The following is a 25,147-nucleotide window of genomic DNA, read 5'->3' as shown; positions in this document are numbered from 1 at the left end:
TGTCTATTTATTAAAAAATAGTTTTAAAATTTTATTGAGATCTTCTTTCGTATCGACTGCTACAGTTTCATGCGTGGTAACTGCAGTTTGGATTGCGTAGCCATTTTCTATCCAACGCAACTGTTCGAGCGCTTCAGCTTCCTCAAGTATAGATACGGGCAATTGTGTCAAAGCTCTTAAAGTATCTACTTGATAGGCATAAATACCAATATGTTTGTAGAATGTTTGTTTCTTAAGCCATTGTTCCTGATCAACTCCTCTTAAAAAAGGAATCGTTTGCCTGCTGAAATAAATGGCTTCCCCAAATGTGTTTCGGACAACTTTTGGAATATTCTGATTGAATAATTCCTCTGGAGTCCCGATTTCTTTTACTAAGGTTGCAATTTTTGTTTGCGGATTTTCAAAACAAGTTGCCAAAAGATCTATTTGATCAGGATTGATAAAAGGTTCATCGCCCTGTATGTTGATCACGACATCATATTTCCGATCATTGGCAATGACTTCGGCACAACGGTCTGTACCGGACTGATGTGTATCGGATGTCATGGCCACATTACCCCCAAAAGAGAGCACTTCCGCCGCTATACGTTGGTCATCGGTAGCGACAATTACTTCGGTCAATTTTTTTGATTTCTTTACCTGCTCGTATACGCGTCGGATCATGGTTTGGCCTTCAATATCAACCAAAGGTTTGCCCGGAAATCTGCTTGAAGCATATCGAGCAGGAATAATGCCTAAAAATTTCATGATACTTTGTGAATTTCTATTTAATAAAAAGCCTGTAAAATCATAAATTTACAGGCTTTTATCTATCTGTTGTCTATTATTATTCAAATAATCCGAATAATTCGGCTTCTATCTTTTGTATGATTCCACCAAGATCCTCTGGATTAGTCGTAAAATCAAGATTATCTTTATCTAAGATCATTACTTTACCTTCTTTATAATTGTTGATCCATTTATCATATTTATCATTCAATTTGGACAAATAGTCTAATCGGATGGCGGATTCATAATCACGTCCTCTTTTTTGGATATTGTTAACCAAAGTGGGAACAGAAGCTTTTAAGTAGATCAATAGATCAGGAGGTTTAATGTAGTGGATAATGCTTTGGAATATGTTGCTATAGTTTTCAAAGTCACGAGCACTCATTAAGCCCATATCATATAAGTTTTCGGCAAAGATATAGGCATCTTCATAGATTGTACGATCCTGAATCATATTAATGTCCGTCTCCTGAAGCTTTACAATATGCCTAAAACGACTATTTAAGAAGAAGATCTGAAGGTTGAAAGCCCAACGTTTCATGTCTGAATAGAAATCTTCTAGATAGGGATTATTGTCCACGGCCTCAAATTGAGGTTCAAATTTGAAATGACTCGCTAATAATTCTGTTAGCGTCGTTTTTCCAGCACCTATATTTCCTACGATAGCAATATGCATATTCTCTTTCCTTGTTTAATAAAATCTCTTGATACCAATAATCTCACGAACTTCTTTCAGTGTCTTGCGTGCAGATTCACTGGCTTTCTCGGCTCCCAATTTTGCAACTTTAGCAATATAATCATCATCGTTCGATATATCTTCAATACGAAGACGTACATCATTTGTAGCCAATACCATATCTTCTGCCAACTGCTTTTTGAAATCTCCATAACGGATCTCACATTTATTGTAAAGTTCGTCAAAGTGCTGTAATGTATCGGATGTCGAAACCACTTTCATTAGATCGAATAGGTTTTGGATCGCTTCGGGTTTCGGTTGGTTCATTTCAGTTGGACCTGAATCAGAAACGGCACGCATTACTTTTTTACGAATGGCATCAGCAGAATCCGAAAGATAGATGCAATCAGCCTCACCATTGGATTTACCCATTTTACCTTGACCTGCCAATCCAGGTATTTTAACCAATTTGTCCGAGTAGGAGAAAGCAAAAGCTTCTTTAAAATAATCTACATTATATAGACGATTAAAGCGATTGCCAAATGTACGTGTCATTTCCAGATGTTGTTCTTGGTCTTTTCCAACAGGAACTTTAGTTCCGTGGTGGATCAGAATGTCACAAGCCATTAAGACAGGGTAGGTTAGCAAGCCAGCATTGACATTGTCGGGGTTGCTGCGCACTTTATCTTTAAATGCTGTTGCTCGCTCAAGTTCGCCTAAGTAGGCGTTCATATTCATGTATAGGTAAAGCTCTGCAACTTCAGGGACGTCAGACTGTACGTAAATAGTTGATTTTTCGGGGTCTATACCCGCAGCTAAATATTCAACGATAACTTGACGTACAGTTCCCTGAAGACCATGTGGTGTAGGGTGTGTCGTCAAAGAATGCAGATCCGCAATAAAAAAAAAGCAATTATATTCATTTTGCATTTTCACAAAATTGCTCAATGCGCCATAGTAATTTCCTAAATGTAATTTTCCGGTACTTCTGATACCACTAACAACTGTTTCCATATTCCTGCGAATTTACGGATAAATTTGACAAAGTAGAATTAAATTCCGTGAGTCGTATGCCTTTTAATGGATTGTCGTTATTTTTTTAGTTTTTTTGCTTCATTCCAATAAACATCCATTTCTTCGAGGCTCATATCCTGTAATTGTTGCTTGTTTTCCGCAGCTTTTTGCTCCAAATAGGTAAACCTGTTTATGAATTTCTTATTGGTACGTTCCAGGGCATTTTCTGGATTGATACCAATATGCCTTGCATAATTTATGAGTGAGAATAATAGGTCCCCAAATTCAGCCTCTGCTTTTTCACGGTCAATGGCTTCGGAGGTTTCAATATTGAATTCAGTTTTAAATTCAGCAAGCTCTTCCTCAACTTTTTCCCATACTTGTCTTTTGTCTTCCCAGTCAAAACCAACACCTCTTACTTTATCTTGAATACGGTAGGCTTTGACCAGAGCCGGTAGTCCTTTTGGAACACCTGCAAGGACGGATTTATTGCCCTCCTGAAGCTTGATGGCTTCCCAGTTGGATTTCACTTGATCTTCAGTATGCGCATTTGCGCCAGCATAGATATGGGGATGGCGGGTAATTAGCTTGTCACAGATTGCATTTAGTACATCAACAATATTAAAATGTCCTTCTTCTTCCGCAATACGGGCGTAGAATAGGAGATGCATCAGAACATCACCAAGTTCCTTTTTTATTTCTGGATAATCCTGTTCTAGGATAGCATCTGTCAACTCATATAGCTCTTCCATCGTCAGGTGACGCAAAGATTCCATGGTTTGTTTCTTGTCCCAAGGGCATTCAAGCCTTAAGGTATACAAGACATCGAGTAAACGTTGGAATGCTAGTTGAGGGGTGTGCTGATAAGCCGGAGCTGCTAGATTTGCCATATGATTTTGAGTTTTCGTCTTACAAAAATAGAAATATGATTTTGAATAAACTATTTGAAATTGAGGAAAACAAAAGGGACTAAATGGTCGTTTTATAATAAAAAGGATTATTTAGATCAACTTAAGAAGAATCAGTTATGGAAAGAATGCACGGGTACTCGTCAGCTAGTGTGGCATTGGAAAAGTTAAGCGGCTTGGGATATAAAATAGATTACAACATCGAATTTGATGATTTATTGGCCCATGCAGACCAGTTTAAGATTGATTACCTATTTCGTTATGAAGGGGCGTCAGATCCAGATGATGAGTCTACTGTATATGGAATAAGCCGAAATTCAGGAGAAAAAGGTGTTTTTGTGGCAGGTAATTTATCGTTGATTGAAGGAAAGAAGCGAGATATTCTACTTCAGCTTGAACTAAAAGAAAGAGAACATTAGCAATAAGACTATCCTAAAATAGTAGCTATTAATATAATTAAGTTATGGAAGGAAATAGTTTTACTGAATCGGAAAGACTCAAAGAACTTAGGATATGGGCTTTGCGTCGCGATGGCAAGCCTTTGGATGGAGGCTATACCGATCTAAATGGGGATCGTCTGTTGCAAGTATACCGCAATGAGGCGCTCAACTTAATGAAAGGGGGATTTTATAATAATGGCACAGGGCTTTTTGAGTCTTATGTCGAACGACATTATCCACGGGAACTGGAAAAGCTTATTGGTAAACTGGAAAGGAGTTACGATAGCCTCGAACGATTTAGTCCGGGGCTGGTCGAAGAAGGGTTTTATAATCTCGTTTTGGGAGATCTTCCACTACATATGAAAGGAACAATAGTGGTGTTGCTCCGTGCGAAGGAGTCAGAGTTTCCTTCTATTTACAACAACGATCAAGACGCGGACATGCGTAGTTCCCCAAATTGGTTGTTACAACAGCCATACAATGATATTTGGGTAGATATGCATCAGACTGCTTTGAATAATATACATTATCCGGATCGGATACTGTAGTTTGGCAAAATTTTTGTTATGGACTACCACGAAAAGAGGATACTGATAATCAATATCCTCTTTTTTGACGCTCAATTTATTTGTGAATTATTAACCAATTTCTAAATTATAATAATATGATTTTATACATCGGTATTTTTGTTGTGATTGTGGCAGTCTGCGTTTTCATTTCTATCATCATGATGAAAAAGCAAAAAGAGACTGCTCGGAAGTATGAAGGAGATGCTGGGATTGCTTTAGCTCCAGGTGTCAAAGATGAGCTGTTGCTTCAGGAGTTTCGAGAATTAACCAAACAAATGAACGGAGCTCCAATCGATGCATTTACACAATGTGCCTACATTGCAACAGTCGGTGATAAGGTGGCTTCAGCGGCAGCGACGGCAGCTAAAACTGTAGCTTGGGCCGCAGTAGGGGTAAAAGCGAGGTATAGCGAACGTGACAATGCCTCCTATCTTGTGCTTAGCAACAATGAACTGCATTACGTCTTTTTTGATGATGGTGAAGCCAAAGATCATTTGGTTTTTGACCATGAAACGCTATTGAACGCACGTCCTGCTCAAATCAGCAATTCAGAAAAGGTTACCCGTATGGGATCCATTATGGGATTAAAACCTAAAAAAATGCATCTTGATGTCAATGGAAATAGCCTGGATATTATCTATTATGGCGCTGTGCAACGGATGCCTGATGGAATTATATCTCCCGGTTCTGGTATGTTTGAAACACAGTCGAAACTTCAGCTGATGGGACGTTTTTTCCTGGATAGGTTGTATCAAAAATACCCACAGCTTCAGCATCAAAACTAGTTTGACTACCTATGAGGATACTTGTTTATGGTATCTATAATATTAAAAAGTGCGGCGCCATCTATCTTTATGGCACCGCACTTTTTAATCGACTACTTGAGTAGCTGATTATTTAGGTAATCAATAAAAAACAACGAATGGTGTTAATTCATGATGTTGTTATTTTTTTTCTAAATTTTCATTGATCAACTGCTGCTGGAAAGAAGGGCGGCTTCTGTCACTGTCTCCAGCTTGGGTTTTAAGTTTAATGAGTTTCTTTTTTAATCGACTAATGTCTTTTACGTATCGCTTGTCATTGATCGCATTATGTGTTTCCATAGGATCTTTTTGTAGGTCATAAAATTCCCAAGCTGGCGCTGTAGTTTTTTTATCACTGCCTGTCATTTCCAATGGTTGTCCATAAAAATAGATGAGTTTGTAGCGTTCGTCACGCACACCAAGATGAGCCGGGCGTATAGGAGCATGTTGCCAATATCGGTAATACATAGATTTACGCCAATTGTTTGGTTTGTGGCCCGCTAGGTTTTTGCGAAAACTCTCTCCCTGTATATACGCAGGTTTTTTTATGCCGGCATAGTCTGCAAATAGCGCTGCAAAGTCAATATTAAGGATCATATCATCAATTATACTACCTGCCCTAATTTCCCTTGGGTAGCGGATCACAAAGGGCATGCGTAGCGATTCTTCATACATCAGACGTTTGTCCATAAAATTATGTTCCCCCAGAAAATACCCTTGGTCGGACGCAAGGATGATCACCGTGTTTTCGTCAATTTTGGCTGTTTTCAGATAACGCATAATTTTTCCAAGATTATCATCTACACCTGCGACACAACGCAAATAATCCTTCATGAGTTTTTGATAGATTTTTTTGCGGGCGTCGAGTGCACTCATGCCTTTGGTAGAGAAGGGAAGATCGGGGTAGGAAGTCCAGAAGGGGCCTGTGGACGCTTGTTCGTAACGGTTGCCGAGCTCTTCGAGCGGCTGGCCTTCAAAGGTCCGTCCGGTTGTCGTTGCGCCGGAATCCAGAAAAGTTGCAGGATAGGGGAATTCAATACCCTGATACAAGTCCTTGAATCTGTCTGCGAAGTCAAAAGGTTCATGGGTTGCTTTGTAATGACACATCAAAAAGAATGGTTTGTCAGGATTGCGCTGGTACAACCAGTCAAGGCTCAGCTGTGTTGTAATATCATCTACATAACCTTTGTATGGCGTGCCAGCCTCTTCATTGTCATTCCAATTATCTTTGGAAAGGTATGTTGGATTATGATAAACTCCATGTCCTGGCAATACCTTAAAATCATCAAATCCTGAAGGTTTCTTTTTAAGATGCCATTTCCCGAAAACAGCCGTTTGATAGCCAGCATGCTGTAGGTCTTTGGCGATATTCGCTCTGTTTGGATCCAGTGCATCATCTAGGGTATAAACTTGGTTTTTATTACTGTATTGCCCTGTAAGAATGGCTGCTCGGCTAGGTGTGCAGATGGAATTTGTACAGAATGCGTTGTTGAGTATCGCACCCTGTTTGGCAAGACTATCAATGTTTGGATTCTTTACAATATCTTTTAAAATTCCACCATAAACACCCCAAGCTTGCGCAGTGAAGTCGTCAGTTAAAATAAAGATAATGTTTGGGCGAGTTTTGTTGTCGATTTTCTGCTGGGCTTGTGTTATAAATGGTAGTAAGCTACAGATAAACAAAAATAGTTTTTTATTCATGTATATTCTCCTTGTGTGTGCTATGTAATTCCGCGAAATGCACCGACAGTACAGATACTGGTTTAGGTTCCGTTCAGCGTTGCATAACAAAGCTACCAAATTCCAGCCATATTCATACTGCTATCGCCAAAAGTCCGCATCGATTCTGCATTGACTCCAGCTTTTCCCGTTCTTTTAGTCATCTATACCTTTTCCCTCCAAAATATGCTGATAATATTTTTCAATCCTTGCTTCACGAGTTTTTGCCTGTTTTGCCTGATTGAAATAAAATAGATATCCTTTTTGACGACCAGGAGTTAGGGATAGAAATGCATTTTGGAATTCCTTATCCTCATTTAAGGCTTTCGCGAATTCTTCGGGAACGGGGTAGTCTTCCGTTTTTCGCATGTTGACTTTTGCACCAGACTTTTCAATCGCCACAGCCTCCTGGATATAATTTACGATGGTCTCCCTTAGGTTTGCAATTTGTTCGATATGTGTAAACCTGAGTTGTCTGCCTGACTGGACGTTTTCAGTCTGTTGAATTAATAGCTGTTTTTTGTCTTTTAGTAGGGCGCCTTTGTGAAATAATAAGGCACAGTAATCTTTAAATCCGTGGATCAAGACAATATTTTTCCCTTCAAAGGTATAACAGGGGTGCATCCATTTGTAATCCTCTACGAGCGATTGGTTTTCTACGACAATTTCCCGTAATAAATTGAATTCTTCGTTCCATTTTTTTGAATTCTCGAAGAAATGTTGTGCTTTTAGGTTCATATTCTATTGTGGTTTATATAATCGAAGATTAGGTAAATTTGATTGCGATTTCCTGAAGCCTGTTATGTGCGATATTGATGCCTTGAGCAAAGGGCATCTGAAGAAGCTGATCGCGGAATCCGACAGATTGAAATACAATGTGCATGAGAAGTTTGCTGCTATTGTCGGTTAGTTTTTCGAAGCTCAGATATTCCAATTGTACCGGAAAGGGGCTGTCTTCCATTTCGAATGTTCTTGTGATTTTCTCATTGGGAATAAATTCGTGTATTGTTCCGTTCGCTTTAAATACAACATGGTTGTCGTGGGAAGTTTCGAAGGCATAAGAACCATGCTTTTTATTTTCCCATTTTAAAACCTTGGTTCCCATCCATTGTTCAAAGATTTCAGGTTGTTCATATGCTTTGAATAACAGTGTTAGCGGTAAGTCAAATTCTCTGGTGATCAAAATCTCCTGTTTACCCTCTTCGGCATGGATTTTTGTTTTCTTTTCCATCTTATTTGTCTTTATAATTTTTCATAATTTCTTCCAATTTGTTAAATCGCACATCCCACATGTCGCGGAAAGGTTCAATAAAATCAGCTATTTCTTTCAATTTTGATGGATTGAGCTGATAGTAAATTTCACGGCCATTTTGCTCGGATTTCAGTAGCTCGCATTCGCTTAGAATCTGCAGGTGCTTAGAGACTGTTGGTCTTGCGGTATTAAAGTTTGCAGCGATAGCTCCTGCAGTCATAGCTTGTGAAGCCAGAAGAAGAAGTATAGCTCTTCTGGTTGGATCGGCAATAGCTTGAAAAACATCTCGTCTTAAATTCATTATGAAGTTATTTAGCTACAAATATATATGTTGCCGTTTAACTATACAAGTGTTTTTTTTATATATTTTTTTTGAATCTCGTTTTAAACTTAGCGAAAGCGGGTGACTAAATATGTATAGACTATATCACCTTAGGAGGTGTAAAAGGAGGGGGCTTTTTTCTTACGTATGGACATTTGCTTCTATGTATGTACAATATATTTATTTGCAGGTGTTCAAAAGTGCTAATAATAATTATTGTTGGATAAAACTATTTGTTCTGAGGGAGACAGTGAGTAGTAAAAATGCGGTTATTAGCCTATTTATCTAGTAAATACAATGCAACCGCTTGCTTTAATTTTTTTCTTAAAAAAATAAGAAAAGATTTGAAATTAAAATTTTAATATGTAACTATGTATATACAAATTGAAATTATTTTCATACAAACCAAGTTAAACTAACCAAAATTATGAGCCAAAGTATCATTTCTTACTTTAGGGTGCGTGCTCTCCTCTGTCTATTTTTGATGGGGATTTATGCGCAATTATGCAATGCTCAGTCAGGCAGTTTTACAATTAAGGGGAAAGTGAAAGATCAAGCCGGTAAAGGCTTGTCTGGTGTAAGTGTATTATTGAAAAATAGCAAGACTGGAGCGACGACTGACTCCATCGGGAGTTACACGATTAAAGTACCGGAGGCTAAAGGCACTCTTATTTTTTCCTTTGTAGGGTTTATGGGAACCGAAGAGGAAATCAAGGGACGCAATCAGATTGATGTTACCTTAAAAGACAATCAAAGTGAATTGGGGGAGGTTGTTGTTGTGGCCTATGGGCATCAGAAAAAGGAGAGTATGGTCAGTTCGATTACGACGATCAATCCAAAAGAACTCAAAGGGCCAACGAGCAATCTGACCACCATGTTAGCAGGAAGGTTATCCGGTGTAATTGCATACCAACGTAGTGGTGAGCCCGGCGCGGATAATGCGCAGTTTTTTATCCGTGGTATCACATCTTTTGGTAGTGGAAAGGTAGATCCACTTATTTTGATTGATGGTATGGAATCTACGCCAACTGCCTTGGCTAGGCTCCAACCGGATGATGTCGCAGGGTTTTCTGTACTAAAGGACGCAGCAGCATCTTCATTATATGGCGCAAGGGGCGCAAATGGTGTCGTACTGGTTACGACAAAGACGGGCTCCGATGGAAAGACCAAATTTAACTTTAGACTGGAAAATTCAATCTCTACCAATACACAGAATTTTAAGCTGGCGGATAATATAACTTACATGAAGTTAGCGAATGAAGCTGTACTCACCAGAAATCCAATCGGTGAGCTACCCTATTCGCAAAATAAGATTGATCATACTATTGCGGGTAATAACCCCCTGTTATATCCCAATAACGATTGGATAGGCTTAATGATTAAAGACTACACCATGAATCAACGATTCAATTTTAATATGAATGGCGGGGGGAAGGCTGCTCAATATTATATTTCAGGAACGGTTAACCAAGATAACGGCATATTAAAAACAAATAAACAAAATAACTTCAATAATAATATTGACCTTAAAAGTTATGAAATTCGTTCCAATGTAAACGTGAAATTAACACCTACAACCGAAGGAGCGGTCAAGACATCCGGGAGCTTTGATGATTATACTGGTCCGATAGGCGGGGGCGGTTCAATTTTTAGGAGCACCTTAACTTCCAATCCGGTATTGTTTCCAGCATTCTTTCCCGCTTCGGATATGCCTCGGGTAAATCATCCTTTATTTGGCAATGCTGCTCTGGCAGAAGGAAAGTTTTATAATAACCCATACGCTTCTATGGTGTCTGGTTTCCAGGAGTATAATACTTCTACCTTAAATGTACAGCTGGAGATCAAACAGGACTTCAACTTCCTGACAAAAGGCCTGACTGGTCGATTGATGGCTTACACGCAACGTTATTCTCATTTTAATTTGACCCGTCAGTACAGCCCATTTTTTTATCAGGCCAATCCAACAAATGCCAATGAAAAGGGGTATAATTTGTCATTACTGAATGAGAAAACAGCTACTGAATACCTAAATTATAGTGAGGGTGTTAAAATTGTAAATACAAATACGTATGCTGAAGCAGCAGTTAATTATAATCGCACGTTTAATGAAAAGCATAATATCAGTGGTCTGTTGATTACGATTATGAGAAATTACCTGAACGGTAATGCAGGAAACCTTCAGGCTTCTTTGCCATTTAGAAATCAGGGGCTGTCCGGAAGATTTACCTATGATTACGATAACCGTTATCTGCTCGAAGCCAATTTTGGTTATAACGGTTCGGAGCGTTTTGCTAAAAAGCAACGCTTTGGTTTCTTTCCATCCATTGGCGTGGGATGGAACCTGAGTAATGAAGCTTTCTTTAGGCCAATTGCCCCTATAATTACAAGAATGAAATTGCGGGCAACATATGGTTTTGCGGGAAATGATCAGATAGGAAAACCCGAAGACCGATTTTTCTACCTTTCAGATGTCAATCTAAATAATGCTGCGAGAGGCGCTTTTTTTGGTGAAGATTATGGCTATTCAAGACCTGGAGTATCTGTCTCAAGGTATGCTAATGACGACATTACTTGGGAAAAGGGAAATACAACCAACATTGGGCTGGACTTAAGTATATTAAATTCATTAAATGTTGTGGTAGAAGTGTATAAGCAACGTCGGAGCAATATCCTGATGGAAAGAGTTTATATCCCGACGACAGTTGGTTTAGAACCTAAAATTAGTGCAAACGTGGGAAAGGCAGAGGGTAAGGGCGTAGACGTATCGATGGATTATCATAAAACTTTTGGAAGTGCCTGGCTACAGGCGCGGGGTACATTTACCTATGCGACCAGTAAATTACTGGTCAATGAGGAACCCGATTATCAGGAAAACATGTACTATCTATCACGCGTTGGGCATTCATTGGCGCAGAATTATGGTTTTATTGCCGAACGATTATTTGTTGATGATGAGGATGTTAAAAGTTCGCCGAGGCAAAACTTTGGCGAGGTGAGAGGCGGAGATATCAAATACCGCGACTTGAACGGTGATGGTGAAATAACTAATCTAGATATGGTTAATGGCTTGGGGCATCCGGTTACACCAGAGATTACCTATGGTTTTGGTTTTTCTTTAGGCTACAAAAATTTCGATATCAGTGCTTTTTTTCAAGGGTCGGGAAGATCTTCCTTATTTATAAATCCTGAAGCAATTTCACCATTTATACTTAGTGGCGGAATGCAAAGTGGACTCTTGGACGTAATCGCCAAAGATCATTGGTCGGAGGACAACAATAACTTATATGCGTTTTGGCCACGCCTCAGCGCGACTGGGAACGAAAACAACAACAAGCCTTCTAATTGGTGGATGCGCAATGGATCTTTCCTTCGCTTGAAAACAGTGGAAATTGGATACAACCTACATGAAAAAATCGCGAAAAAATTTGGCTTAGGAGGTATGCGAATCTATGCCAACGGAAGCAATCTCTTTTTGGTTAGTGCCTTCAAAATGTGGGATCCGGAGCAAGGAGGAAATGGTCTGGGTTATCCGCTTCAAAAAGTATTTAATATAGGAGTAAACGTTCAATTAAACTAATCATGAAACAGTCTAATTTTGTACGCAGAAATATTGGGAAATGTTGCCTATTTATCATTGTCTTAATGATCTCAGGTTGTAAAAAAAGCTTCCTGGATGTCGTGCCTGATAATGTCGCGACCATAGATCATGTCTTCGCAAATCGTATTGAAGCCGAGAAATATTTATTTACCTGTTATTCTTATCTACCACGGGAGGGAAACCCAGACATGAATCCGGGTTTTAATGGCGGCGATGAAACCTGGACCTATTGGCCGATGACGCTTGATTTCTTTTCATTGGATTCCTATGAAATTGCAAGGGGATTACAGACTAAAGTTAACCCAAAGATGAATTATTGGGATGGGTATGATAGCCGCTCGCTATGGACAGGAATATGCAATTGTAATATTTTCCTGGAAAATGTGGATAAAGTAGTTGACCTAGAGCCCTATGTAAAGGATCGTTGGGTAGCTGAAGTGAAATTCTTGAAAGCCTATTTTCATTGGTATCTGTTTAGGATGTATGGTCCTATTCCGATTCTTGATAAGAATTTCTCCACTACCGCGACACCAGAAGAAGTAAAAACATATCGCCAGCCAGTCGATTCTGTTGTCAATTATATTTCAAATTTAATTGATGAGGCATCTTTCGGAAATGTCAATGTCGGTCTACCTGCTAAAATAAATAATCGCTTTACTGAGCTTGGTCGTGTGACCAAGGTCGCGGCACTGTCTATCAAGGCAAGGTTGCTGGTTACTGCAGCGAGTCCACTGTTTAATGGAAATACAGATTATATTAATCTAAAAAACAAGGATGGAAAAGCATTATTTAATCCAGTCTATGATGAAAAGAAATGGGTAAGAGCGGCTGAGGCTTGTAAAAAAGCCATCGATATGGCATTGGAATCGGATGTTGCTTTATATCGTTTTGTTCCGAAGGCAGGAACGTTGAATGAAGATACGCAGATTGAAATGAACATTCGCAATGCAGTCTGCGAAAAATGGAACAAGGAGCTGATCTGGGGGGCAACCTCCGATGGGTCACCCACCTATTGGATACAGCTTTTTGCTTGCCCCCAGCTAGATCCCAATAATATTAGCAGGGAGCTCAAAGGTAAATATGCACCTACACTGAAAATGGCGGAATTGTTCTACACCAAAAATGGTGTTCCCATAGAGGAAGACAAGAATTGGGATTATGCAAACCGATATGAACTAAAAACTGTAACAGCCCAGGACAAGGGTATGCAAGAGGGCTACCAGACCGTTGCTTTACATTTTGGCCGCGAACCACGATTTTACGCTGATATTGCATTTGACGGTTCTAAATGGCTGATGTCAAATAAAGAATATGAGATCAAGAGCAAATCGGGTGAACATAGTGGTAAAAAACAGCCCCGTATGTATTCCATCACAGGTTATTATACAAAAAAGCTTGTCAACTGGAATCTGGTGGCAACAGAAACTTCAACTACCGTGGAATCGTACCCTTGGCCTATTATGCGTCTGGCAGATCTTTATCTGCTCTATGCTGAGGCATTAAACGAAAGCGGAAATTCGAAAGCAGCATTGCCCTATCTCAACCAGATCCGCGAGAGAGCGGGACTTAAGTCCATAGAAGAATCGTGGATGGCATATTCCAAACGACCAGATAAATACACAACTGTAACTGGGCTGCGGGAGATTATTCATCGTGAACGTGGTATTGAGATGGCTTTTGAAGCGAGTCGTTTTTGGGACCTAAGACGATGGAAAACAGCCTCAAAACTGCTCAATGAACCCGTTTATGGCTGGAATATTACACAAGAAACAATAGAGGAGTATAACACAAGAGTGTTTTTGTTCAATCAGGGATTTATTGCTCCACGCGATTATTTGTGGCCTATCAATGATTATGCGCTTCAGATCAATCCCAATTTGGTCCAAAATACAGGTTGGTAAAAAATAAAAAATTGATATTCAATTCAAATAATAAGGATAATGAAACAGATGATATATAAGTTCTTGTTCGGGGTGTTATTGCTGTCTATGTATGCCTGCAAACAAGATGAAATAGGTGCTATTCAGAATGATGGAATAGCCCCAGGTCCGGTCAACAATGTAAACGTGAAAAATTTAAATGGTGCAGCAGAAATTACTTACGAGATTCCCAAAGATCCAGATCTGCTTTATGTCAAGGCAGCTTATACTGCGCCAAATGGTGAGGTTCGGGAGACAAAGATCAGTAAACACAAAAACACAGTACTGGTAGAAGGATTCGGCGATACGAAGGCTTATGTTGTAAGCTTAACTGCTGTAGATAAAGGGGAAAACGCCTCGGCAATAGTTGACGTTACAGTAAATCCCAAGGAACCACCAATGAAGTTAGTCAAAGAGACAATCAAAGTAACGCCAGATTTTGGAGGTATCAACATCAGTTATGAAAATGTGACTGCTGCCAATATGGCCATTGTTGTACTGACCAATGATTCATTGGGGCAGTTTGTACCTGTCAATACCCATTATACCAACTTAAAAAAGAGCGTCTTTCCGACAAGAAACCTGAAGGCTGAGGAGGCTAGATTTGGTGTTTTCGTACGTGATAGATGGGGCAATCGTTCGGATACATTGTACCTCAACTTAACCCCATATTTTGAAACTAAGCTGGATCGGACGAAAATGAAAGGCCTTAGGTTACCAACAGACGCAGGATTAGACTATGGCGGGACAATGGCGGGACTTTTTGATGGAAATGTAGGGGATGGTACGTTCTATCATTCGGATAATAATGCAAAGATGCCACAATGGTTTACGGTTGATCTGGGTGTCACCGCAAAGTTGAGCCGTTTGGTTTACTTTATGAGGCAGGCATTCTATTATGGTCTGCATAATCCACGCGAGATAGAAATATGGGGTTCAAATGATCCTTCAGCGGATGGAAGTTTTACGAATTGGGTATTGCTGACAAAATACACCGCAGTGAAACCCTCGGGATTACCAGAAGGACAACTTTCGCAAGCCGATAAGGCCGCTGCGGAGGCTGGAGAATCAGTTCCCATTCCCAAAGAGGCACCCAAAGTACGTTATATCAGGTTCAAAACACTGAAAAATTGGAGTAATGGCACTTATGTCAATTTCAATGAACTGGAAGCTTGGGGTGATCCAAGATAATTAACAGAGTTTATAATATTAAGCAGAACAAAATGAAATTTAAATATATTGTTGAATGCTTGGCTTTTCTCCTAGGTATAGCTGCTTTTTCATCCTGCAGAAAAGGAGATGAGTACAAGAAATTTTTTGGAGATGGAGAACTGATCTATGCCAGTAGGGTAGATAAGGTCATTGTGCATCCCGGAAATAGAAGGATATTGCTCTCTACTATACTTTCAGATGATCCATTAGTATCCAAAATTAAGGTCTCCTGGAATGAGGGTAAGGATTCTCTTGTACAAACAATAATACGGGAACCTAAGAAAGATACCTTAAATTTAATGATCAATAATCTGGATGAGGGTGTTTATAATTTTGTCATGCATACGTATGACGATAAAAATCGCTCTTCCGTCGCATTGAATGTGTCGGGGACGGTTTATGGTGAGAGCTATAGCAGTTCTTTGGGAAATAGAAGGTTAAAAGCACTTAAATATGGTGCCGGCGAAAATATCCTTAATTTCTCCTGGGCGAGTCCTAATCTTGATGATATCGGTGTTGAGCTGCTGTACAAGCACAAAGATGGTACTATGCGAACCAAGATGTTTCTGTCAAATAAAGTTGATACAACTTTAACAGATTTTGACGCAAATACAAATTTTAGATATAGGACACTATTTAAACCAGATTCAAATGCTGTGGATACTTTTTCAGTAGCTTATGTCGAACTTGTGGTTCCCGGATTTGAACGCGAGCTTGATAAGTCTAAGTTTAAGGAATATGTGCTTCCTACGGATGCTACTACCAATCATGGATGGGTGATGCCTAATATGTGGGATGGCAATTACGACAACGGTTTTGCGACAATTAACCGGATGCCGCAATGGTTTACATTTGATACTGGAGTTTTGGCTTCACCAAGTAAATTCAAGATCTGGCAGGCTGCAGACAGGATTTATGCGCAGGAAAATATGCGGAAATTTGAAATCTGGGGCAGCGACAAACCTGCGCCTGACGGTAGTTGGGACAACTGGACAAAGTTGGCAAGCTGCGAATCGCGCAAGCCATCAGGCTTGCCTGGCATAGAAAAAAATGATGCTGATATTGCCTTTGCGAAGGCCGGCGAGGACTTTGTTTTGTCAGAGGGTTTACCCAAGGTGAGGTACATCCGCATCAAGGTGCTGGAAACATGGGGCAAGGCTAACTTTGCCACAATAGGCGAACTGAATGTATATACCAAAGACAGGAATAAATAAAAAGTTTAAATCAATTATAATTATCAGATGCAAATGAATGTAAAAATGTTAGTGCTAGTGGGTCTATGTGCTTTTACCGGGAGTAAGAGCAGTTATGGACAGGATGGGAAAGCCGTGAAGAACTCGGGAAGAGTTGAAATTAAACCCAAAGCGGATGTTGTAAAAACAATGGCGGAGCAATTGGTTAAAAAAGGTTTCACCGCTGGTGATGGCTATGGTGAAGTCTGGATAAGAGACCTGAATACTTTTGTCACCGTTGCCAGTACAGTTAATGATAAAGAGTTAATAAAAAAGCATTTGCTTACTTTTTTTCAGTTTCAACAACCTGATGGCGGTATTCTAGATGGCTATGTACCTGTAAAGAAAGGCGCCGTTCCTTACAATTATTATCATTCCGCGTTAGCGCCGGAGTATGCCGGACATAAGAATACGGTTGAGACTGATCAGGAAACTTCATTGATCCAAGCAGTGGCAAAATATGTCAGAAGTACTGGAGATAAAAGTATTTTGAATAATAAGATTGGTGGAGTTTCTGTACAGAAGGGGCTTGAGCGGGCAATGGATTTTCTATTGACCAAAAGGTATAATGAAAAATATGGATTGTTATGGGGAGCGACAACTGTCGATTGGGGTGATGTCCAACCGGAACACGACTGGGGGGTCGTTTTAGATGAAAATTCCCACCTGACACTTGATATCTATGATAATGCGATGTTTATCATTGCCATTAATGATTTTCTGGAGATTGCCGACCTGAGCAAGGCTGAACAGAAACATTGGAAGGATATTAAAGACAAGATTGCGAAGAATGTCCGTAAGCACCTTTGGGATAAAAAGAAGGAGAAATTTATACCACATATTTATCTGAACGGTTCACCTTTTCCAGATTCATTCAATGAGTCCGAAATATACTATCACGGCGGAACAGCTGTGGCGATAGAAGCGGGATTGCTCAGTAAGGCTGAGGTAAAAGTGGCGTATAGAAAGATGCAGGACAATGTCAAGAAAGCAAATGCGGCAACCATAGGATTGACAATTTATCCTGTATATCCACAGGGCTTCTTTAAAAACGGTGGTATGGGACCATATTCCTACCAGAATGGCGGTGACTGGACCTGGTTTGGTGGACGTATGATCTCACAACTGATCCGTTATGGTCTTATTGATGAAGCCTGTGAGGCACTTGAACCAATGTTAGATCGTGTACTTAAAAATAAAGGTTTTTATGAGTGGTACACGCCAGACAACAAACCACAGGGTTCGGCTAGTTTCAGGGGAGAAGCTGGTGTTTTGTGGACCGCAATTACCGATCTTGAGAAAAAAAGGAGTTAATAGTGTCGAAGCACTAACGGAGCGACTATCCAAAAAGCAAATATTGGCATATAAGACCCGATAAAACTTTGGAACCTCAGTCTAATGAATGTATAAGGTTCAAGTTCTTAATGAATTTGGACCTTATTCTATTTTACCCAAATGCGAATAGACGCGAAATTGTAGCGAATTTAAAATGGTTCTAGACGAATTGGAGTTGGCTTATAAATTTGAGGGTAATAGTTTTAATTTAGTACTATAAATTATATGACAACTTTATGAATACGCATTTATCCTATATTAAAAAATTAACTATTCTGGGGACAAAAACCTTATTTAAGTGCTATTTGTTAGCTATTCTGTCAACAGTATTGTATCTCATCGTCGGATATCTACTGCTCAGGAGCAATGCAGATGGCGTCTTCTTTTCAATGACCGGGTCAATAAAGACCGTTGGAAAGTTCCTGTGGTTGATCGGGTTGATCTTGTTGCCGATCTTACTCTTCTTATTTATCAATAAATATGTTTTCTCGACTGTAGCCAGTAAGGTTGTAGAAGAGTGGCAAGATGATTTAATTATTCCTGCTTTGGACAGGGTATTACTTGTTTTTCAGTCCAATCAGCCTGATCTTATTCAGAATGCGGGCGATTATACTTTTGCGAAACTCAAGTTGATCAATGAAGTGAAAAACACAAGGATTGAGAATCCATGGATCAAGCGTATTGTGGTATTTGGCCTAAACAAGATAAGTTTTGACAGCTTAGATCTCGATAATAATAACAACTTTTATGATATTGTGAAGTCCAAATTTATTGCTGTATTGGACATGCTGACTGAGGCTGACAATAGACCTTTTTGGATCTGCATCGCTATTCAATGGTTGATTATTCTGTTTATTTGGTTTGCTGGTTCGGATGCTTCATTAATTGGTCAATAAATTGGCCATAAAGCCGATATAAGATGAACCGTTTTTCTTCAAATAGATCAAAGTTGAAAGGTACACTCAATGGAATTAGTGAAAAGCTCAATAAGGAGATCGTGACCTGTAAACAAGTTAAAAAAACAGATATATGAATGAGACTATTATAGAATTTGACAGCAAAAAGCGCCTGAAATTAGTCGTGTTCGGTGTTGTGTTTACTGTCGCAACGTTGGCCTTTGCTTATTACATTTTCTTCGTTGCTCAAAGAATAAATATAACCTTTGGTACATTGATGTTAATGATGGGCTGCCTTGGTTGTTATGGTTTAATTTCCGGTACAAAGAGCATGTTTGATAAAGACCGAACAGGCCTTATTTTGAATGCGGATGGTATCCATTTTAAGGGAACGCATCTGGGGAAAGCGATTGGCTTAATAAAATGGAATGCAGTGCAGTCTGTATCGGAGGGAATTGCCCATCGTGCTCCATTTGTCTCTTTGAAATTGCGGAATCCAGAAGATCATATTCAAAATCTTTCATCGCAGTTGCAACAATTTGTTATCAGCAATGGACTAGTCGTGACAGCTGATCAATTGTCTGTTGATTTCAATGAACTTAAAAATCTGATCGCAGATTACCATCAAAGGTATCGCCAATAATGGATAGTGTGATTAGCCAATGCTGGGCAGTAATTTTGATAAATAATAGCTTTAGGAAATGAAAAAAGTATTTGTAGTCATGTTATTCTTGCTGTTCGCTCAGGTTGGCCTGTGGGCTAGCGAATGCTATCATTACCATACAAAGAAAAATTATAAAATTGTTACTCTAAAAGGAATACCTCAGTTGCAGATTACTATAATGGATCCTAACGGGATTAGTATGGCAGATCAACAACAGATTCCTATCCTGCAGGTGGGCAATGATATTAAAATTGTTGATCGAAATAGACACAATATGCTTCTTGCTGATCATCAGGCATATTATCTACTCGCTGCAGAATTCTATGATGTCGATCGTGTAACACCTGTAAAAATTGCAGATAGAAAAGATGTGAAAAGTACATTTGACGCAGATCTACTTTATATGCATGGAAAATGGTTTTCTTTTTCCTTTGATCCATACGCAAAAAAAATAACCAAGACAGCAACTAAGTTGTTTCCTGACAAACCTATTGTACTCGCTCAATTCCAAAACCGTAGATACCTGCTCAAGGACGATAAACATGTCTATTGTTATGAGGGGACACAATTAACAACTGAAATAATATCGGGGTTGAACGCCGCGACCATACAATGCCTCAGACTAGAAAATAATGAGGATAAATATTTGCTTACGGATGGGAATACGGCCTACATTTATGATGTCAGTATTTTTGATCAAATAGATATTACCGAATCGCTTCTGAGTCTTGATCTGAAACGGCCGTTTACAATTAAAGAGGTGGCGCAAAACTGGCTGAATTCGTTTGTTGATTTTAATGATGGAAATATCTGGTGCTATATTTCTGCGGGTCTGGATCTACAAGACGGTACAACTGCTTACTTGTATCCAGTAAAAGCACAATGGCTGAATAAACAGCATGAACTTATTGACAAAGAAGGTAAGATATATTATAATGGTTGGGATTTGATCAATGATCAGCCATCAATGAACCTGACCGCTGTTGCACAGCCAAGCTTATTGGAGATTACCACCTTTGGATTCTATTTTGATGGCATAGCTTTTTATAAAGACAAAGATGGAGCGGGAACATTAGAGCCTGTGACTTGGCTCAGTAAAGACAGCAAGTTTGTCAACGGGGTCTATTCCTATCAAAAAGGAATTCCCAATTTCTTTGATGATGATAGGCAATTGGTATTTGACGATAATACCTTGGCGAAGAAAAGAACAATAGCACATCAGTCCGCTTTAAATGATCTGAAACTAGCCTACGCCTATGACGATAAATTGCTGATAGAAGATAGAGAGATTCCCAATAGTGCAGATCGCGAAAGCATGGAATTGCTCGGTTCTACAGTGGATGTCATTGAAGGTTGTGATGGTGGCAAGGGGCAGATACCAGTGGTGATTGAATATAACTATTTTTTTCGGGACAAAAATCATATCTATGGTTACCACTCTGGTGACCAGACGTTGACACTGATTAAGGCTATTGCACCTCATACCATAGAAAAAGATAATTATGAGAAGTTGAGGGAATTACAGAAAAAAATGAAAAATTGATGCGTTGCCACTCTTATTCTTTAATTTGAAATGCCACCATTGCTAAATTGGCCTGAGATAGGTTGACTTCTTTAGGTTGTCCAACTGTATTGGCATAAAAAAAATGGACGTTATTTATTCGAAACCTATTTTAATTAAAAATTGCGAAATAAGAGAAATAAAAGGGACTCACAATTTGAGTATAGGATATTCTAGAAGCTTTTTTACCCCGAGGATAAACGCAATAGAGTAGCGATGCAGCTATTAGATAGTAACGGCAGGAAATTAAGGTAAGAATGGAGTGAAGTAGGACTTGGGGATGTCTACTGTCAAACTTCGGCTGGTATATGGACTCGATGGGGACCAAGTTAAGACCAAGTTAAGACCAAGTTCGTCCTGTAGGTAGATTCAGTGCACAGTGAGTCCACCTTGAGTCCACCTTTCATGGTGCTTTCACGGTACGTGCACATTTTTTACAAGTCGGGAGCAGGGCGAGCATGGGGCGAACTTGCCCATAAGCTATTTACAACAAGGTCCCTTGAAAATTGCAATATTTATAATTGTCATTTTACTCAAATTTGAAATTTATTAAAAATAAATAAGATGCTTGACATCAGGTTTTTACCGTCGTATCTTTAGGTATGGGAATAAATGATAATGGATTTATCAGAGGCCTGGTTGGCCCCCTGGTGAATAGAAAAGTTGGCAACAAAAACTACCTGCAAAGCAGACCATATCGCGTCAAACAGACGGATGATACCAAAAGAGCAGGTAAAGATTTTGGTAAGGTAAGCCGCGCGGGTGCATTGATTCGGATGTGTTTTGGGGAAGTCCACCAGGATCTCCATGATGGGCAGATGGGCAATCGCTTAAATAGGCAGATCTATCGTGCAATAAAGACAAATCTTGATTGTGAAAAGGGAAACCGTACGCTGAGTAACTGCGTATTGGATCGTTTGGTAAATTTTCAGTTCAATGAAAATTGTCATATGCAGGATTATCTTTTTATTGATCCGGTAATCTCGCTGAACAAGAGGAAGGATCTTAAAATATCATTTCCGCAGTTTGATATCAAAAGAGCACTGGTACTTCCTGAAAAATGCAATGCGGTAGTATTTAAATTTAAAGCGTTGTCATTCGATTTCGATGAGCTTGGGCCTATAGAAATAAATGATGTGGAGTGGGAATACGATATTAAATATAGAGAGCAAGCGATATCAGAAAAGACCTTGACTGTCAAATGTGGTGACTTTGTAGGTACCTCTATATTTGTTGGATTTACCATGCTGTATCTGGAAAAAGATAGCCGCCGGTCGAATGTACTCAATAAAATAGATTTTAATCCAGCTTCGATTCTAGCCGCTTTTCAGCTATATTAAAGATATGGTGAGCAGCATACCAGATGCTGTAGTGGATACAACTGAATTTATTGTTGATCCGAAAAAATAATCAGAAAAACGATGTAAACAAATAGAAGCAGTCTCCCAATTGTGCTGAAGAACAATTTCGGAGACTGCTTCATATTTAAAACTAAATAGGTACGCTACAGGACTTTGCTGCGAAAAAAAATACCGCGAGCCATACAAGTCCCTTAGCCAGGAAGAAGATAAATGCCCCCATGCCGGCACGCTTCAACCATTTTGATTTATTGTCTTTTCTATTGTCTTTTTGCTCCATGTGAAGGGTTAAACAATATTCAGCCTATTTAGTTTGAACTGGCAATAGGCGTGAATACTTCACCAAAGTTATAAAAAGTTTGGTTTGCAATTTCTACCGAACGGTCATAAGTTGCAGGATCCGCAGCATATTTATTCAATACTGCTGTAAAGCCAGCCCACATCTCACGGCTATTTTCACCGTAGCCTTCAAAGAAAGAAGTTCCCTTGTTGACGCCATATTTATTCAGCATCTGTACGATGTAGGGGCCACCCATGATCGATCCTTCCAGTACATATAATGACGCAAGGGCTTCCTGTACATTTGTTACTGCCGGAGCTGTTGCTTCTGGAAGATTCTCCACGTCACCTCCCAAGGCTTCAATATCACTTTTGATATAAGAAGAGTTGCGGCGTTCCGCCAGATCAGGTAATATTTCGGATGTAACAAAAGGAGCGATGCTATCTTCTACTGCACGGAAATAAGCGTAGAAACCTTTTAAAACTTCAGCATAATCTGCTTCAGAACGAATATTTTTCAATTGGCGCACGATCGTTCCTTCTACATTTTGGTGAGCAGCGTGCGTCTGCTCTTTGATATGTTGACTTAACATGTTCTTTCTTTTATTTATAACGATTCTATACAAAGATTCGTATTTATTTTCGATTTTTTATGCTGTTTTCTGATTTATCATCTATGAAAAACGACAGGATTTTTATTCAACAATTTTGATCGGATAAGCAAATTTAGGGGTGGATTGTGTATAAAAACGATTAATACGTACCCGTATGCTAACACCATTTTCTAAATCCGAACTAATGCCTACCGGGGCATCTTCCGGGATCTGTACTTTGATGGATTTTAAATCGTCTGAAATACCTACAAAGGTCAGTGACAGGCTATTGGGAGCACCATCTTCGGTATAACTTAGATTTACAACTCTAATATCGGACGTTTTGGTTAAATGTCTTGCAGGAAGTTCTATAATTTCACCTCTTTTGACTTGCCATTCTTTCGTATGGTTAAAATACACATAAGGAAGCGATTGATCGCTCGCAATGGTGACAAACTTTTTACTGCTTTTAACTGGCGTACGGAATTTGTTGATCACCTGTACGTAATAATCGCCAGCCGGAATACCTGAACCATCATACTGATCCACAAAAAAATCAATAAACCCACTTTGCACTTTATTCAGCATGAGTTTATAACCTTTGTTTTGATCATTGACAAGGTATAGACTGTCGCTGCCATCCAGGGCAAGGTTACGCATTGGTATAGAAAAGTTGCTTTGGCCAACAAGGGCAGTAATCTGTGTGTCTTCGTCTTGAAAAGAAGGTAATAATGCCCCATTCGATAGTTTGACCGTATAGGTCTTGATGGTGCCGTCCTGAGCCTTTACTTGATATTGAGCGCCGTCTTTGAGCGCAATTGCAGCTCCCGAGGCCGGGCTAATGCTTGCATTTTTTGAAATGTTGATAATAGGGGCGACTGTTTCAGGAATAGGCCATTCAGTAGAGCCAGGCCAGGAAACATAAATATTTTCGCCATCCACCGCAGCGACAATAGTATCCTTTCCTCCATTGTAAGGAATTTTGAATGCAGTAATTTCGGTATAGGGGGTCGGAGCGATTTCATACTCCTTCTTGCAAGCTGAAAACACGGTGATTCCCATCATCAGCAACAGGGCAGGAATGCGATATAATGTATTTATTTTTTTCATAGTTATGGTGACTTTCTATCGTCAAATGATATTTCCATAGATGAAAAGCAGATGCAATTCATGAATAGGATAATATGTATAATTAGTTATTGTATATAATTCGAATAGGATTCTTTAAAGTTACCTCACGACTGTAGTAGCGCAATTTGACATAGTAATCACCTGCCGCTGGTACCTTGTTATATTTTAGCGAACTGCCACTACCCGTTATACGTCCCTCAATGGAATTTAATGGTAGTTGCATGTAGGCATTGCCAACATTCGGAGGGATACCTGTAGTCAATTGTGTAAAATGATATTCCTTGCCATTCTTGTCCACTAGACTTGCACGAGCTATCGTTAAGTCAGTTTCATAAATTCCGAAGAATGGATAGTTCGGTTGAACGGTATTGACATCAATAAAATTAAAGACATAACCGTATGTCTGATCATATACAACAGGAGTATTTGGATCGGAACTAACCTCTTGTACATTGAGTACCGGCTGGTTACTTTTGACAATCAATGAATAGGTCGCGGTACTGCCATCTGTGGCTGTAACGGGGTATTGAATGGTACGACCATTGGCGAAATAGCCCATCATATTGGTGATCAGCGTATCCGAACCTTGCTTTAGCGTAGCGCCTGTGGCGACTTTTATTTCAGGCTCCAGACTGGTCATATAAAGTCCTTCGGGCAGTGTGACCGTAATTGTTTTATCATCGTTGTTAATGGCGCCGATGACTTCTTTGCTGGTATTAACGATCTTAAAACTGCTGATTCGAGCCATACTTTCCTGTTCATAAGGTTGAGTTTCGGTTTTCGTACAGGAGCTGGTCAATAGGCCACTTAGTAAAACGACTGTGGCGATTTTAAATTTTTGTGAGGTTAATAACTGATTTTTCATCTTGGTTTGGAAAGAATCCAGTACCAGCAGAGC

General features: G+C 39.5%; 24 protein-coding genes. 12 read left to right on the top strand and 12 right to left on the bottom strand.

Translation table 11 applies throughout. From position 1 onward, the window contains the following. Positions 1-3: 3 nt before the first annotated feature. The 4 genes from kdsB to mazG form a co-directional block, all read right to left on the bottom strand. Positions 4-747: a 3-deoxy-manno-octulosonate cytidylyltransferase gene (gene kdsB / locus AC07UV_RS10365; RefSeq protein WP_495183646.1), complete on the bottom strand. Its 744-nt coding sequence runs from the start codon at positions 745-747 to the stop codon at positions 4-6. A 79-nt stretch (positions 748-826) separates the two neighbouring features. Further along, on the bottom strand, positions 827-1,444 hold the full coding sequence (locus tag AC07UV_RS10360) for a deoxynucleoside kinase (protein WP_120257315.1): 618 nt from the start codon (positions 1,442-1,444) through the stop codon (positions 827-829). Between the two features lie 15 nt (positions 1,445-1,459). Beyond that, on the bottom strand, positions 1,460-2,458 hold the full coding sequence (trpS, locus tag AC07UV_RS10355) for a tryptophan--tRNA ligase (RefSeq protein ID WP_282254084.1): 999 nt from the start codon (positions 2,456-2,458) through the stop codon (positions 1,460-1,462). A 77-nt stretch (positions 2,459-2,535) separates the two neighbouring features. Continuing rightward, positions 2,536-3,348, bottom strand: coding sequence for a nucleoside triphosphate pyrophosphohydrolase (mazG, locus tag AC07UV_RS10350; RefSeq protein ID WP_495183645.1), 813 nt, complete (start codon positions 3,346-3,348; stop codon positions 2,536-2,538). Between the two features lie 137 nt (positions 3,349-3,485). Between mazG and AC07UV_RS10345 the strand changes: the two genes are divergently transcribed. The 3 genes from AC07UV_RS10345 to AC07UV_RS10335 all read left to right on the top strand — a co-directional run bounded on the left by AC07UV_RS10345 (position 3,486) and on the right by AC07UV_RS10335 (position 5,160). Next, positions 3,486-3,785, top strand: coding sequence for a hypothetical protein (locus AC07UV_RS10345; protein WP_120257318.1), 300 nt, complete (start codon positions 3,486-3,488; stop codon positions 3,783-3,785). Between the two features lie 44 nt (positions 3,786-3,829). After that, entirely contained in the window at positions 3,830-4,354 is a 525-nt protein-coding gene (locus tag AC07UV_RS10340; RefSeq protein ID WP_495183644.1) for a hypothetical protein, read from the top strand. A gap of 116 nt (positions 4,355-4,470) precedes the next feature. Continuing rightward, positions 4,471-5,160 (top strand): hypothetical protein, encoded by a 690-nt coding sequence (locus AC07UV_RS10335; protein WP_495183643.1) that lies wholly within the window; start codon positions 4,471-4,473, stop codon positions 5,158-5,160. A gap of 159 nt (positions 5,161-5,319) precedes the next feature. Here AC07UV_RS10335 and AC07UV_RS10330 read toward each other — a convergent pair whose 3' ends face one another. From AC07UV_RS10330 to AC07UV_RS10315, 4 genes are all read right to left on the bottom strand, one after another. Beyond that, a complete protein-coding gene (locus tag AC07UV_RS10330; protein ID WP_495183642.1) occupies positions 5,320-6,879 on the bottom strand; it encodes a sulfatase family protein in 1,560 nt (519 codons plus the stop codon). Positions 6,880-7,053: 174 nt separating this feature from the next. After that, positions 7,054-7,635 (bottom strand): YdeI/OmpD-associated family protein, encoded by a 582-nt coding sequence (locus AC07UV_RS10325; protein WP_495183641.1) that lies wholly within the window; start codon positions 7,633-7,635, stop codon positions 7,054-7,056. A 28-nt stretch (positions 7,636-7,663) separates the two neighbouring features. Continuing rightward, positions 7,664-8,128 carry an SRPBCC domain-containing protein gene (locus tag AC07UV_RS10320; protein ID WP_495183640.1) on the bottom strand — a complete coding sequence of 155 codons (465 nt, stop codon included), beginning with the start codon at positions 8,126-8,128 and terminating at the stop codon, positions 7,664-7,666. Between the two features lies 1 nt (position 8,129). After that, positions 8,130-8,450, bottom strand: a complete 321-nt coding sequence (locus tag AC07UV_RS10315; protein ID WP_120257324.1) for an ArsR/SmtB family transcription factor — start codon at positions 8,448-8,450, stop codon at positions 8,130-8,132. 448 nt (positions 8,451-8,898) lie between these two features. Between AC07UV_RS10315 and AC07UV_RS10310 the strand changes: the two genes are divergently transcribed. From AC07UV_RS10310 to AC07UV_RS10270, 9 genes are all read left to right on the top strand, one after another. Further along, on the top strand, positions 8,899-12,048 hold the full coding sequence (locus AC07UV_RS10310) for a SusC/RagA family TonB-linked outer membrane protein (RefSeq protein ID WP_282254095.1): 3,150 nt from the start codon (positions 8,899-8,901) through the stop codon (positions 12,046-12,048). A 2-nt stretch (positions 12,049-12,050) separates the two neighbouring features. Next, positions 12,051-13,970 carry a RagB/SusD family nutrient uptake outer membrane protein gene (locus tag AC07UV_RS10305; protein ID WP_495183639.1) on the top strand — a complete coding sequence of 640 codons (1,920 nt, stop codon included), beginning with the start codon at positions 12,051-12,053 and terminating at the stop codon, positions 13,968-13,970. Between the two features lie 39 nt (positions 13,971-14,009). Next, positions 14,010-15,179 (top strand): DUF5000 domain-containing lipoprotein, encoded by a 1,170-nt coding sequence (locus AC07UV_RS10300; protein WP_495183638.1) that lies wholly within the window; start codon positions 14,010-14,012, stop codon positions 15,177-15,179. 32 nt (positions 15,180-15,211) lie between these two features. Next, positions 15,212-16,414 carry a DUF4998 domain-containing protein gene (locus AC07UV_RS10295; protein ID WP_495183637.1) on the top strand — a complete coding sequence of 401 codons (1,203 nt, stop codon included), beginning with the start codon at positions 15,212-15,214 and terminating at the stop codon, positions 16,412-16,414. 45 nt (positions 16,415-16,459) lie between these two features. After that, positions 16,460-17,746 carry a GH36-type glycosyl hydrolase domain-containing protein gene (locus AC07UV_RS10290; protein ID WP_495183636.1) on the top strand — a complete coding sequence of 429 codons (1,287 nt, stop codon included), beginning with the start codon at positions 16,460-16,462 and terminating at the stop codon, positions 17,744-17,746. Positions 17,747-18,003: 257 nt separating this feature from the next. Continuing rightward, on the top strand, positions 18,004-18,663 hold the full coding sequence (locus tag AC07UV_RS10285; protein ID WP_495183635.1) for a hypothetical protein: 660 nt from the start codon (positions 18,004-18,006) through the stop codon (positions 18,661-18,663). 133 nt (positions 18,664-18,796) lie between these two features. After that, positions 18,797-19,306 carry an STM3941 family protein gene (locus AC07UV_RS10280; RefSeq protein WP_495183634.1) on the top strand — a complete coding sequence of 170 codons (510 nt, stop codon included), beginning with the start codon at positions 18,797-18,799 and terminating at the stop codon, positions 19,304-19,306. Positions 19,307-19,364: 58 nt separating this feature from the next. Further along, positions 19,365-20,870, top strand: coding sequence for a hypothetical protein (locus tag AC07UV_RS10275; protein WP_495183633.1), 1,506 nt, complete (start codon positions 19,365-19,367; stop codon positions 20,868-20,870). Between the two features lie 620 nt (positions 20,871-21,490). Then, positions 21,491-22,228 (top strand): hypothetical protein, encoded by a 738-nt coding sequence (locus tag AC07UV_RS10270; RefSeq protein WP_282254103.1) that lies wholly within the window; start codon positions 21,491-21,493, stop codon positions 22,226-22,228. A gap of 151 nt (positions 22,229-22,379) precedes the next feature. On the opposite strand, the gene AC07UV_RS10265 is transcribed toward AC07UV_RS10270, so the two are convergent. From AC07UV_RS10265 to AC07UV_RS10250, 4 genes are all read right to left on the bottom strand, one after another. Continuing rightward, a complete protein-coding gene (locus AC07UV_RS10265) occupies positions 22,380-22,526 on the bottom strand; it encodes a hypothetical protein (protein WP_495183632.1) in 147 nt (48 codons plus the stop codon). 28 nt (positions 22,527-22,554) lie between these two features. After that, positions 22,555-23,118, bottom strand: coding sequence for a biliverdin-producing heme oxygenase (locus AC07UV_RS10260; RefSeq protein WP_495183631.1), 564 nt, complete (start codon positions 23,116-23,118; stop codon positions 22,555-22,557). Positions 23,119-23,220: 102 nt separating this feature from the next. After that, positions 23,221-24,228: an SGBP N-terminal domain-containing protein gene (locus tag AC07UV_RS10255; protein ID WP_495183630.1), complete on the bottom strand. Its 1,008-nt coding sequence runs from the start codon at positions 24,226-24,228 to the stop codon at positions 23,221-23,223. Positions 24,229-24,310: 82 nt separating this feature from the next. Then, a complete protein-coding gene (locus AC07UV_RS10250) occupies positions 24,311-25,114 on the bottom strand; it encodes an SGBP N-terminal domain-containing protein (RefSeq protein ID WP_495183629.1) in 804 nt (267 codons plus the stop codon). Positions 25,115-25,147 lie beyond the last annotated feature (33 nt).

The sequence above is a fragment of the Sphingobacterium sp. GW821-FHT03E03 genome, from assembly GCF_059420745.1.
The sequence above is the reverse complement of the archived record's forward strand: the minus strand, read 5'-3'. Positions and strand labels throughout refer to the sequence as shown.